Origin of the sequence: Candidatus Methanoperedens sp. BLZ2 (genome assembly GCF_002487355.1) — an archaeon.
Taxonomy (GTDB): Archaea; Halobacteriota; Methanosarcinia; order Methanosarcinales; family Methanoperedenaceae; genus Methanoperedens.
Map to the genome: position 1 here is coordinate 54478 of NZ_NTMG01000081.1, position 12300 is coordinate 66777.

The 12300-nt window shown below is 38.0% G+C and carries 17 protein-coding genes; 12 read left to right on the top strand and 5 right to left on the bottom strand.

Annotated elements, in window-relative coordinates; genetic code table 11:
* The first annotated feature begins 71 nt into the window (after positions 1–71).
* The 3 genes from CL181_RS17025 to CL181_RS17035 all read left to right on the top strand — a co-directional run bounded on the left by CL181_RS17025 (position 72) and on the right by CL181_RS17035 (position 2554).
* Positions 72–1721 carry a hypothetical protein gene (locus tag CL181_RS17025; protein ID WP_097300522.1) on the top strand — a complete coding sequence of 550 codons (1650 nt, stop codon included), beginning with the start codon at positions 72–74 and terminating at the stop codon, positions 1719–1721.
* Positions 1721–2143, top strand: coding sequence for a hypothetical protein (locus CL181_RS17030; RefSeq protein WP_097300523.1), 423 nt, complete (start codon positions 1721–1723; stop codon positions 2141–2143). The genes CL181_RS17025 and CL181_RS17030 overlap by 1 nt, the downstream gene beginning before the upstream one ends.
* Before the next feature lie 93 nt (positions 2144–2236).
* Positions 2237–2554: a DUF2551 domain-containing protein gene (locus CL181_RS17035; RefSeq protein WP_320410191.1), complete on the top strand. Its 318-nt coding sequence runs from the start codon at positions 2237–2239 to the stop codon at positions 2552–2554.
* Between the two features lie 26 nt (positions 2555–2580).
* Here the strand turns inward: CL181_RS17035 and radB are convergent, their stop codons facing one another.
* The 3 genes from radB to CL181_RS17050 are packed head-to-tail and all read right to left on the bottom strand — an operon-like array spanning position 2581 to position 4678.
* Positions 2581–3273, bottom strand: coding sequence for a DNA repair and recombination protein RadB (gene radB, locus CL181_RS17040; RefSeq protein WP_097300525.1), 693 nt, complete (start codon positions 3271–3273; stop codon positions 2581–2583).
* Positions 3270–4034: an AAA family ATPase gene (locus CL181_RS17045; protein ID WP_097300526.1), complete on the bottom strand. Its 765-nt coding sequence runs from the start codon at positions 4032–4034 to the stop codon at positions 3270–3272. Before CL181_RS17045 ends, radB begins: the two co-directional genes overlap by 4 nt.
* On the bottom strand, positions 4034–4678 hold the full coding sequence (locus CL181_RS17050) for a metallophosphoesterase (RefSeq protein ID WP_097300527.1): 645 nt from the start codon (positions 4676–4678) through the stop codon (positions 4034–4036). Before CL181_RS17050 ends, CL181_RS17045 begins: the two co-directional genes overlap by 1 nt.
* Before the next feature lie 187 nt (positions 4679–4865).
* On the opposite strand from CL181_RS17050, the gene CL181_RS20645 reads away from it, so the two are divergent.
* The 5 genes from CL181_RS20645 (at position 4866) to CL181_RS17070 (ending at position 7578) form a co-directional block, all read left to right on the top strand.
* Positions 4866–5027: a hypothetical protein gene (locus tag CL181_RS20645; RefSeq protein ID WP_176505291.1), complete on the top strand. Its 162-nt coding sequence runs from the start codon at positions 4866–4868 to the stop codon at positions 5025–5027.
* 63 nt (positions 5028–5090) lie between these two features.
* Positions 5091–5504, top strand: coding sequence for a hypothetical protein (locus tag CL181_RS17055; RefSeq protein WP_141398952.1), 414 nt, complete (start codon positions 5091–5093; stop codon positions 5502–5504).
* The gene (locus CL181_RS17060; protein ID WP_141398953.1) at positions 5476–6102 is read left to right on the top strand and encodes a hypothetical protein; all 627 of its coding nucleotides are present in this window, start codon (positions 5476–5478) and stop codon (positions 6100–6102) included. The genes CL181_RS17055 and CL181_RS17060 overlap by 29 nt, the downstream gene beginning before the upstream one ends.
* A gap of 21 nt (positions 6103–6123) precedes the next feature.
* A complete protein-coding gene (locus CL181_RS17065; protein ID WP_097300530.1) occupies positions 6124–6561 on the top strand; it encodes a hypothetical protein in 438 nt (145 codons plus the stop codon).
* 267 nt (positions 6562–6828) lie between these two features.
* Positions 6829–7578 (top strand): orotidine 5'-phosphate decarboxylase / HUMPS family protein, encoded by a 750-nt coding sequence (locus tag CL181_RS17070; RefSeq protein ID WP_097300531.1) that lies wholly within the window; start codon positions 6829–6831, stop codon positions 7576–7578.
* 212 nt (positions 7579–7790) lie between these two features.
* Here CL181_RS17070 and CL181_RS17075 read toward each other — a convergent pair whose 3' ends face one another.
* On the bottom strand, positions 7791–8423 hold the full coding sequence (locus tag CL181_RS17075; RefSeq protein ID WP_097300532.1) for a YkgJ family cysteine cluster protein: 633 nt from the start codon (positions 8421–8423) through the stop codon (positions 7791–7793).
* A 12-nt stretch (positions 8424–8435) separates the two neighbouring features.
* Positions 8436–9551 (bottom strand): methanogenesis marker 9 domain-containing protein, encoded by a 1116-nt coding sequence (locus CL181_RS17080; protein ID WP_097300533.1) that lies wholly within the window; start codon positions 9549–9551, stop codon positions 8436–8438.
* A 143-nt stretch (positions 9552–9694) separates the two neighbouring features.
* On the opposite strand from CL181_RS17080, the gene CL181_RS17085 reads away from it, so the two are divergent.
* The 4 genes from CL181_RS17085 to CL181_RS17100 are packed head-to-tail and all read left to right on the top strand — an operon-like array spanning position 9695 to position 12297.
* The gene (locus CL181_RS17085) at positions 9695–10069 is read left to right on the top strand and encodes an NADH-quinone oxidoreductase subunit A (protein WP_097300534.1); all 375 of its coding nucleotides are present in this window, start codon (positions 9695–9697) and stop codon (positions 10067–10069) included.
* 59 nt (positions 10070–10128) lie between these two features.
* The gene (locus CL181_RS17090) at positions 10129–10650 is read left to right on the top strand and encodes an NADH-quinone oxidoreductase subunit B family protein (protein WP_255251624.1); all 522 of its coding nucleotides are present in this window, start codon (positions 10129–10131) and stop codon (positions 10648–10650) included.
* On the top strand, positions 10647–11147 hold the full coding sequence (locus CL181_RS17095; RefSeq protein WP_217993211.1) for an NADH-quinone oxidoreductase subunit C: 501 nt from the start codon (positions 10647–10649) through the stop codon (positions 11145–11147). The genes CL181_RS17090 and CL181_RS17095 overlap by 4 nt, the downstream gene beginning before the upstream one ends.
* Position 11148: 1 nt before the next feature.
* Positions 11149–12297: an NADH-quinone oxidoreductase subunit D gene (locus CL181_RS17100; protein WP_096205832.1), complete on the top strand. Its 1149-nt coding sequence runs from the start codon at positions 11149–11151 to the stop codon at positions 12295–12297.
* Positions 12298–12300: the final 3 nt, after the last annotated feature.

The window sequence follows — 12300 nt, forward strand, 5'->3', positions numbered from 1 at the left end:
TATATAATGATATATTCAATATGAAGGCAAAAGAAGTATTAAACTTATTGAGAATTACAATTTATAGTCCAATGAACATAAAAATTGTAATATGTTTCATAATAATAGGTTTTCTTCCTGCTGCATCTCTTGGCGCAACAGAAAAGGTCTGGAGCGCAAAATCTTCAGGTTTTATTAAGATCGATGAATCTATGGCTTTTGAAAATTATCTCGTGAAAGTTACTGCTTTGAATAATACGAATTCAACAATAATTGTTTATAAAGACAGGGGACTGATAGAAACAAAAGAGTTTCAAGTAAATGAATTTAGGAAATATGATGATGCAGGAATAACTCTTCTGGGGATAATCGGGGGTGAGTCATGGATCGCTTTTAGCCGTCTTGAAAACAAAGATATCTGGATACCTTCAGGAAGAACGATCTTAAAATGGGGAGATACATATTCATTTGAAGATTATTCCATAGAAATTGAGGCCATTGGTAAAGATTCAGTAAATCTTACTGTATCAAACTCAGACAAAAAAATTGTTAGTACAGACGTTTTTACAAAAAACGGTTCAAAAAATTATGATAACTTGAGAATAGTGGTCATGGACATAAATAGAACTGGTTTTATAGAGTTTGAATTTTTCAAATATAAGATCCCGACAATCAAAGTAAAGATAATTACTGATAAAGATGAATATTTTTCCGATGAAAATATTTCCGTATTAATAAACATCACGACTGATGAAACTCTTAACATCGCAGGTTTGAGTCTTGATAGCAAAAATCCAATAACATTCAATCCAGATCTTTTTACTGGAGTTAATGTTAATGGCACAAAATCCTTCAAATCCCAAATAAATAAACTGCCTCCCGATTCAACGCTCACCATTAATGCAAAAGTAGAAGGGCGCGATTATTTCAATAATGCCTACATATCCACAGAAAGCAAGGAAGTATCTGTTGCTCCTTATGTCTCCATTATAAAACGCGTTCCTGAAGAAACTGATGATGAAAAAGTCCTGGTTGAATTATTTGTATATAATTCCGGATCAAACAGGACGTTCGTACACATACATGATAATGTAACCGAAGACACCTTAGAAAACCAGAGGGATTGGCATATCGAAGTGGGGCCAAAGAAATCAGCAAACGTATCATACTATATCGCTCCTGTAAAACCCGGGGTATATCAGCTTACCAGCGCCACAGTGCAATGGGACAAAAAGAAGAGCACATCAAAGAATGTTAAGATGACCGTTCATATGCCTTATATAAACCTGGTCAAGAAGGCTTTGAACAATGAGGGCCTGACAGACGTGGAACTGGAAATTATCAATAGTGGAGACAGGCCTGCAATTGTTACGGTGGATGATAAAATACCTGATGGTTTTCCTCTGGAGGTCGGCTCAGCAACGTGGTCAGGTTTTGTGGATGCAGGAAAGAGCGCGAATTTCAAGTATTCATTGAAAGGCAATGCTGTATCTCTTCCTGAAGCTTTTGCAACGTATCGCGATATCCGGGGGACTATAAGGCAGGTGCAATCAAACGCCATACAAAATAATGAAATCCCCGGATCAACAAAAGCCGGTAACGCAGATACAACACATATAAATGCAGGCCGGTATGAAATGATAGCATTTATGATATTGTCATTTCTTGTGATATCCGGAATAATCGGAAGTATTGCATTCACAGCTTATTTAATAACAAAAATTAAGACGAGGTCGAATTAATGGATATCTTTTCAATATTGCTTTTTTTCATATATTCACTGCTGATTCTTGGAATTCTGGTATTTGTATCGCCTTTACTTTCTGCTTTTATTATGATACTTATTCCCGTGGTTTTTGTTTTCATCCTTCCGGATGAGGCGGCGGGATTCGTTTCAATAATACAATTTTCATATTCAGGGATACAGGTATTTAATCTGCACATCCTGCTCATTATATGGTCTGCTTTTATCGGGGTCATATCATATCATAAAGTCCTGACATGGTACCTTTTAAGAGAATCTGCACCTGTTGTTAAGGATGCTGCAACTGCTGCCGCACCTTCTGTTGCTGACCAGCCGAAAACATTGATTTTTAAAGTAAAGGATTTTTTACAAAAGCTATATAAAATACTTAAAGGGGAAAAAATAAAATTAAAATCATAATCATGTTTTTCCGGAATTAAACCAGCAGGTTTAATAAACAATCCGTACATACCTATTCTAGGTGATGCTATAACAAATAATATGGAAGATGGTGTGAAAACAAGGTTATTAAAATTTCTTGTAAGGGATAAAGTAGGCATAAGGAAATCTCTTCTAAAACTGTTCTTGCAAACCAGGAATTATACAACCTGTGAAGTTTATGATTATCTCAAAAAACAGGGATTTGAAGTTAATTACAGGGGTGTCTCTGCTATGGTCGGGCAAATGCATACAAGGCTTGGAATATTACGTATTTATTTGAAAAGGGAACATCGGTGCTATTCCCTCAAAGAAAGCCACAGGGACATTGTAAAAATGATTTTAACAACTCCAACCGGATTTCCCGGAAAATCACTACATTCTATCCCTTGATTTTTTAACTGGATTTCATCAGACTGCTATTTCACGCCTTTATCGGTCAGCATGAATTTACAAAAAGCTTCTTCGCTTTTTGACCTGTGTTTACGCAAAGTTGCTCTTCGTTTTGAAGGTCCGATCTTATCTAATAAAATAATCGTTTTTGAAAGATGTTCAAATGCAGTCCCCCCCACAGGGCATAGTTCTCCTGTTGTCACATCTTTATAGACCTGGTTTGTGATCACGACTGCTACGCCGTATTTTCTTGCGATTCCGTGAAGTATTCCTATCTGGTTCACAAGTTCACGCCTTATTGCCACGTTCTCTTCACCCGTATCATCCTGCGTGAGCCCCAGCCTGTAAAAAAGGGCTGCAGAGTCAAGAATTATCAAACCGATCTTCTCATTCATGAGCTTCTCTATGTCGGTAATTGCTGAATACTGCTGCTCAAAGCTCATGGGTTCGTATATGATTATCTCTCCAGCGATTTTTTTCGCATCCTCGCCAGCTATCTGTTTGAACCGCTCGGCTGAGAAGCCTTCGGTATCTATGAATATGACTTTTTTTCCGCTCCTGACGCATTCTACTGTTAGCTGTATGCAGATATTGGTCTTTCCTGTGCCTGAGCCCCCATAGATCTGTGTGACGATCCCGGTTTCAAAACCGCCGCCCAGCATTTCATCAAGGGGTGCGCATCCGCTTGGAATCGACTCAGGTTTTTTTATGCTCCTCACTCCATTTTATTAGATAATTTTTCAAAGATCGTTATTATCGAAGAAATTGCTGTGCCATTTCTTTCGATCGGCGAAATGTTATCAAGGTCAGCCCTGATAAGATCATTATCAAAGGGGATCGAACCAATAACAGGTAAATCAAAGACTTTTAATTTTTCTTCGATATCCAGCACTTCAACTTCATTACCCGCCTTATTTATGACAATGCCGAATTTGTCTATCCCGATCTGGCGCCCGAGTTCCGCAATCCTCCCTGCTGTTTCAATTGACCGTGTGCCGGGCTCCACGACAATTATCATATAGTCTATTCCTTTTGTAGTGCCGCGCCCCAGGTGCTCTACACCTGCTTCCATATCAAGTATCACGACGCTGTTCAATTTAAGGATTACATGGCGCATAAGGGCCTTAAGGAATGAGCTTGCAGGACACATGCATCCGCTGCCGCCTCTTTCAACTGTACCCATTACCAGCAATTTCACATTATCAGGCCCTGTTACCCCGAATTTATCGACAATATCATCCACTTTTGGGTTCAGCTTGAAAACTCCTGCAGGGCCGCCAGCTCTTTCATCGATCAATTCTTTATATTCTGTAAGGGGTCTTGGCGGATTTTTTATTCCAAGCGCGGAGGCAAGGTTCATGCTGGGATCTGCGTCTATTGCAAGAACATCGTATCCTTTTCTTGCAAAAAGCCGCGCCAGTGTGCCTGAAAGCGTGGTCTTTCCCACTCCACCTTTACCCGATATTGCTATTTTGATCATTATGCATCAATTAATTCTATATTTATCTTTATATTTATTTTCTCATCTATCGTAATTACAGCCCCCTGTCCCTTTGATGCCATGCCCGGATTCACTACCTGGGTACTATTAACACGTACAATTCCCCTCGCTTCATGGATATGCCCGCAAACGATGAGGTCAAATCTTTTCAGATATCTTTCAAGCGCAGCACTTCCGACGTTTCCATGCGGTAATTTGTCTGTAGTATTTTTCGGGGGGGCATGGGATAATAAAATCAGTCTTCCTTTTGATCTGCTCAATAATGTTCCTACATATTCACCGATCTTTTTTTCCGATAATTCAAATGGTGTGTTAAAAGGAGTTGGGTTTGAGCCGCCAAGCCCGATAAATGTCAAATCTCCAATTGTATGGGAAGAATTATGCAGATTAATGGTATTTTCATTCTCATCAAGAATCTTGAGCAATGAGGGGTTATCACAATTTCCAGGCACTGCAAGTACAGGAACCTTGAACATTCCCAGTACCTCAAGCGCCTTTTCATCAGGCCCGAAATCGGTTATATCGCCTGCTATCAGGACAGCATCAATATCGCCTGCCTTATCAAGAATAGATCCTACATGTGAATAATCGCCGTGAAGGTCCGATAAAGCGAGCAGTTTCATATCACGTCATATTTAGTTTAATGTTTATAATGGTAATGTCAGTATGAGCTTTTCACCTATAATCGCTTCAATACTCAATGGATAATATTATATACTATTAAACATCTAATAATATTATCATAATCTTAGAAAATTACAAAATTTAAAAATCATAAAATTATTTGATAATAAAATGAGATGATTATAAATGGCTTCAATATACGTCGGCGAAGATGATAAAAAATACTTGGAGAAACTAAGAAAGGAATCACCTGCAGAGAAGATACCTAATATGAAAGAAATTGTTCATTATTTGATAAATTTTACCAAAAAACACGAAAAAGAGTTTTTGTTAACCATGAAGGAGTAATGAAAAGAATTATAAACTTAAATATCCTCAAGACGGCAAGGTGAGTTTACGACCGAGAACGAATTGAAACAACTTAAAGAAGACTTTGTAAAAATTTCTGAGGATTTATTAAGTGACGATAGAAGTATTCGTTCAGAAAGCTTAATGGCTTTAAGGTCTAAAATTCTTAACTTAGAAGTTTTTGAAATAGCAACTAAATATAAAAGTGATAGTATGTTGCCAATTTTGTACTTATTGAAAAAATTAATAAATGATCTGTACATAAATCTGGGAACTGATTCCTCGTGTGATTTCCCAATAACAAATCTTGCAAATGAATATTGTGAGAACTTAGGAAATTTCATTAAGATATCATTTAAAGGTGATAAAGATTCATGCAGATATTTATTTGAAACAATAAATCAATATTATATCAATTTATTATTAGTAGAGAATTCAGGTGAATTTTGTGGCTCCGCAATCAATGAAACAAATTAATATCATAAATGAAAGATCAAATGAGTATTTTAAGAGTCCTGGTAGTGTTAAGCAATGCATCAAAGCAAAAAGAGAAGGTCGTACAAGTACACATTACATAGATTTTGATAATATAACAATTGACCCTTATCAAACAGAAGATATAGTTTATTTATACAGTTATTATATTAATGAAATTGTTAAACAAAATTCTGTCGATTTTTTAGTTTTCATCGACAAAGCAGATGGAGGAACAGTAGGCGCGATTAAAATATCTGGTGCGATCTCTATGCAAACTAAAATACCTACTACCATTTTAAGAATGGGAAAAGAACGGCCCAGTGAAAAATTAAAGCTTCCTTATGAAAATAGCTATCGAAATGGTCTTAAATACATTTTAATTACCGATCATGTTTCAGGTGGACAAGAAGTTTTGAATGCAATCAAAGCAATTAAAGAAAATGGTGGAATAGTTACTGATGTGGTAACTTATACATCAGAAGATACTTTAAACGTGAAGAATATAGAAGATATTGGAGTTCATTTTCATACTATTAAGATGATTCCTTTAGATCTTAATAGAGTTGGAATTTCAATTTCAAAAGCTATCACTGCTTAATTAAAAAGTGGAGAATACTTTTTGACTTATCAGATAATTACCAAATGGACAGTTAAAATTACCTCGGATAATAAAGGTGAACATACAATTGATATTAATTTCGTTAATCCCTTTGAGATTAATCCAATAGCAGCTAATTATTTATATATAGATTTAAATAAAATTGATATAGATATAAAATCTGCAAAATTGTTTTTCCCAGAAGATTTAGGGTTGACCCTTGAAAATGGCAATGATTTTATGGAAAATAGCCATATAAAATTAGATTTTGTAAAATTTAAGAGTAAATACAAGTTTGACCTTCTTAGCAGGAACTCATTCGACTTAAAAATTCAATTTTTACAATACCCCATAATTAAAGAAAATCAGGGCATGAATGATATAAAAATCGATTTTATCACTCGTCTAAAATCAACAAAATCACAATTAATATATTTTTTGCCTCAAAAAATAGTTTAATTAAATTATTTTATCAAAAAATTCGAAAAAATACGAGATATCCTTATGAGATAATTCCATACGCTGATACGCCAACTATTGACATAAATGATAAAGGAAATGTGAAAATTATTTATTCTTATCAAGGTGAAATTAATGGCCCATTTGGATTTATGTTCAAAGAAATTAATCCAAATACAACGATTTATAGTTTTGTTTCGGGCATTGCGATTGGACTAATCGCTAATTACCTATATAATATAATATGGGGGAGATAATATTAATTTCTTGAAGTTAAGGCATGGTATTATCCCGGCATGTGATGTCACAACATTAAAAGATTTAGAAAAATTAATCAAAGAAACTTATGATGTTGATGGTATTGTAGGATTTAAAATAGGTGCTCTTCTTGGTTTAAAATATGGTTTACATAATGTTGTAAAAGTTATTATTCGATATAGCGATCTTCCAATCATTTATGATCACCAAAAATATGGAACTGATATACCTGAGATTTGTGGTTCTGGAGTTTTAGAGGTCTGTAAAGATGCTGGTATTAATTCAATTATCATTTTTCCACAGGCAGGACCTGAAACATTAAAGGTCACTATCGAAGGTTCAAAAGATTCGAATTTAAAAGAACCAATAAGAGGTTGCAATGGTTATGGACTGACACCAATTGTAGGTGGAGATATGACGCATAAGAGATATTTAGTTAGTGATGGTGGTTTTATATCAGATGATGCACCAGAAAAAATGTATAACGATGCTGCTAAATTGGGTGTTGAATATTTTGTAATTCCTGGGACAAAAATTGATAAAATGAAAAAATATTGTAATCAACTAAAAAAACTCGTTAAATCACCAAAATTCATGTTTCCTGGAATTGGAAAAGATTATCAAGGTGGTGATATTGTTAATGCTTTTGAAGCAGTAAATCCATTCAACGGTTATGCAATTGTTGGAAGGGAACTTTACAAGTCAGATAATATTAATAATACAGCTAAAAAATTGGGTGACATTGCTTTAAGTTTTTAACCTCAACTCTGCTATTTAGGGTATATTTTATCCAAATAAATTTTTTGAAACAAAATCAAAAATCGAATATTGTCCGCAGTTTATTTTTATATATGGTTTAATTTAAAATTGAATGAGGGTTTCATCAAAACCGCACTTCACCTAAAGTAGCTCAAAATCAGTACTTTAGGTGCAAAGCTGTCATTATGTGATTTAAAAAAAGTTGAATCAGACTATTCTGAATTAGCCTGATCCAGATCAGTCACTAACCAGTGTTCGCCTTCGCTGTCATGCACACACACATTGCCGCTGCCGCCTGGAATGAATCCATTGAACCTTTCAAGAAGAGCGATCGACTCTGTTATTTCTTTAATATATCTTTGTTTAAGAAGAGCTGCCAGCATCAGGCTCTCTTCATCATTGATATTGCCTCCAAGCCCGATGCATTCTGAAATCTCAAGCTTCCCGTCAAGAAGAAAAAACGGATATGTCCTGCATATATGCGGCCTGCATTCGTATATTTCACACTGGTTATTTTTCAGGAAAATGCAATCTCCATTTTTCTTCATGACCCATTCAAAGGTATGGATATTGCCTTTCGTATCCCTGTCCCCTGAAGGTGTTGGTATTGCAAAATCATCACGGGAAAGTCCTGTTTTTTCACAAATGCAATTTATTTCCGACGGAAAAATCATCACAGTATTATCGCCAAATTCAGCCCTGCAGCATTGGGCGCATTTCTTACACAGGAAACCTGCTGCTTTTATCTGGCCAGCGATCTTTTTTTCATCTATTAACAGGGCTTTATCAAGCTTACCAAGCGCTTTTTTAAGATTTGAGATTTTTCTTTGTTTTTGTGATGCCATCTTCAAGATTTATTATTTTTTCACATGTTTCAATATATATTCCGACAATCTCTTCTTGATCCTCATATATTCCACATCTGACAGGCCGCTGGATTCAAGAGCAGAATCCCTTAAAAAACAGGGTTTTGTGATCTTGCAGCACCATGTCATGCTTCCAAAACAGGTTCCTTCACCATATTCAATAGGCGTTTTTCGTGCAAAATCAGTCTTGATCTTCATGAATTCTTCAGCGCTGATACCTGCCTGTCTAAGCGCACCGTGAAGTGCGCAGGGTTTTACGGGAAGGCAGCAAAAAGCAAGCGCTCTCAGGTCGCCGCCGCCGCAAATATGCTTGGGGGCGTTATACCATCCGGTCATGGATTGGAAAGATGTCACCTCAAAAACAAGCTGGTCGATGATCCTGGGATTTTTCCGGACCGCGCGGGCAACCGAGACCATGTCTGCGCCATGGGAAAACATTTCCCTGGCGCTTTCAAAATCAGTGATCGAATTATTGCCTATTATGAATAGATTTGTTGAGTTCCTGACCCTTTTGATCACCCCGATATCCATACCCTGCGGATGCATGGCATCTATATGTATAATATCAGCCCCGGCCTTTTCGATAGCTTTTGCAAGTTCCACATCATTCACAACATTTGCCCTTGTTTTGACCGAGAGCACAACGCCTGTTTTTTTGATCTCTTTGATATATTCACAAAGGCGCGGTATATCTTTCAATAATGCCTCGCCTGCTCCCAGTTCAACCATTTCAGGCTGTCTGCAATGCGCATTTAATTCAAGAATGGCGCCATGTTCTTTTGCAAGAACAGCCGCTTCTAAAAACGGTTCAATGGATGCTGCGCGCACATTGACTGCGATCGTTGTGTATCCTTTTGCAGCAGCAAGTTCTGACTTGAGGAATTCCAGGGGTTTATCTGATATGAACTCGGTCCTGCCCCTCTCAACCTCTTTCCGGGCAGCTTCATTTGTTGGCTTATCGAGGTTATATCCGCCAAGAATGATCAATCCTGCATTCGCAAAACCATTTGCGAATTTGCTATCGGTTATACCTGCCATTGAAGCAACTGCAATTGGATTTTTGGGTGATGCATAACCTATTTTGATGTCAAATAATTTTTCTGTCATGATTTAGCCTGATTAATTATTTGCCTTCAGTTGTCGGAATCATTAAAGAATTTTACGCTAAAACAATTTCATAAGCTTTTTATAGCAATAATCCTTTTTTAAGCAGAATATAAACGTTTAAGCAAAATATAAACGGTGGTCAAATGGTCACAAATGAAATTCTAGATAATTATTTACCTGTCGTAATTCTTACGATCGTCGGTGTTGTGTTCGTAGCGATCTCACTATTCATGTCAAGGATGGTAAGGCCAAGCAACAAAACAAAAGTAAAACTTTCTACATATGAATGCGCCGAGACCCCTGTAGGCGATGCAAGGATACATTTTAACATCCAATATTACCTGATCGTTATTGTTTTCCTGGTATTTGATGTTGAAGTCCTTTTCCTGTATCCGTGGGCAGTGCAATTTAAGAACCTCGGACCGCTGGGATTTTTTGAAATGATAGTTTTTATTGAAGTACTTATAATAGGCCTGGCTTATGCATGGAGAAAGGAGGCTTTAGAGTGGATCCATTAACAATTGATACTACAAAGATCAAATTTACAAAGAAGCAGCCTGTGACTGCGCTTGATAAACTGAACGATACCGGCCTTATCAGCACAGTCCTTGCAGCCAGGGAACGAGAAGGATTAATATTATTTTCAACAATTGACCAGATTTTTAACTGGGCGCGTTTGAGCTCCCTGTGGCCTGTCACATCCGGTCTTGCCTGCTGCGCTATCGAAATGATGGCCACAGCCATGGCACATCATGACGTGGCGCGCTTTGGAATGGAAATTTTCAGGGCAAGTCCGAGACAGGCTGACCTTATGTTCGTGGCAGGAACTGTTACAAAACGCATGGCCCCCAGAGTAAAAAAACTTTATGAAATGATGCCTGACCCCAAATGGGTCATTTCTGTGGGCAGCTGTGCAAATACAGGAGGACCTTACATTGAATCATATTGTGTATTAAAAGGCGTTGACCTGATAATACCGGTGGACGTTTATATTCCCGGATGCCCTCCCAGGCCAGAGGCATGGATATATGGGATCATCCAGTTGAGAGAAAAGATCAAGAACCAGGGATATGGAGCAAAATGGGGGCTGAACAAATGAACCCGGCCGAAGAGCTAAAGCAGTTATTTCCGGATTCTGTCGTAAGTGTAGGGTTTCAGATAAAAAAACCTCTTGCGATCATTAAAAAAGAAGATCTGTTAAATGTGGCAAAGAAAGTGAAAGAAATGGGATTTGACAATCTTTCGGTTATAACGGGAATTGATTACAGGGACAGGTTCGAGGTTGTTTACAACTTCTTTTCTTATACCAAAAAACAGAACCTTGTTTTAAAGGTTATACTTGACCATAATAATCCGGAAGTTTCTTCGCTTGCATCTATCTGGAAAGTTGCAGACTGGCTTGAACGGGAGACATATGACCTTGTCGGGATCACGTTCGGAGGTCACCCAAATCTTAAAAGGATACTGCTGCCTGATGGCTGGATCGGCCACCCCCTGCGAAAGGATTATGATATGAATGTTGATCAGTTCGTTACTGTCGGGGAGGATGGGGAAGATATCGTGAGCACTGACGGGACGAACCTGCTGAGGAGATAAAATGAAAACAGATGAACTTCTAATTAACATGGGTCCTGTTCATCCCAGTACACACGGTGTATTGAGGTTTAAGTTAACCATGGACGGAGAGATAATCAAGAAATGCGAAATCGTCATGGGATATCTCCACCGGGGGACAGAAAAGCTGGGAGAGATGAAGACGTATATGCAGTTCGTTCCTTACACAGACAGGCTCGATTATATCTCAGCCTTTCCCAATAATTACGCTTACGTTAAGGCCGTGGAGGAACTTGCAGGCATAGAGGTTCCATTGAGGGCAGAGTACATACGTGTTCTCACGCTTGAACTGAACAGGATAGTGAACCATCTCGTAATGCTCGGCTCTCTTCTTCTTGATCTTGGTGCATCCACTATGATAATGTACGGATTCAGGGAAAGAGAGAATGCCCTGGCGTTATTTGATATGTTATGCGGCGCAAGGATGACTTTTAATTATATCAAGCCCGGAGGAGTAAGGGAAGATATGCCTGAGGGCTTCATACCAAAACTCAACGAGTTCATAAATGATATGGATAAACGCATTGATGATTACGAGCAGCTTATCAGCGGTAATGAGATTTTCATGGGGAGAATGAAAGGTATAGGGGTAATGAGCGCGCAGGATGCTATCAATTATGGTATGACAGGTCCGTCACTTCGCGGTCATGGCGTGAATTACGATATAAGGAAATTAGAGCCGTATTCTGTGTATCCTGACCTTGATTTCAAGGTATGTGTGCGCAATGAAGGTGACAGCTTCGCCAGATACATGGTAAGAATAGATGAGATGAGAGAAAGCCTGCATATTTTAAGACAGGTAGTTGATGCTATGCCTCCGGCAAAACCAGCAAGCCTGGCTAAATATGGGATAGCTCCGATGACCGGCGTTCCAACAGCAGTTTCTACATATTTCCCGAGAATATTCACTCCGCCGCCCGGTGAGGTTTACAGCAGGATCGAGGCGCCTAAAGGTGAATTAGGTTTTTATATTGTAAGTGATGGAACCATTAAACCCTACAGGATCAAAATACGTTCACCCTCTTTCTGTAATCTTACAGCTATACCTAAAATGGTAGAAGGGCTTATGATCCCTGACCTGATAGCGGCCTTCGGGACCATTGATGTTGTTCTTGGCGATGTGGACCGGTGATAT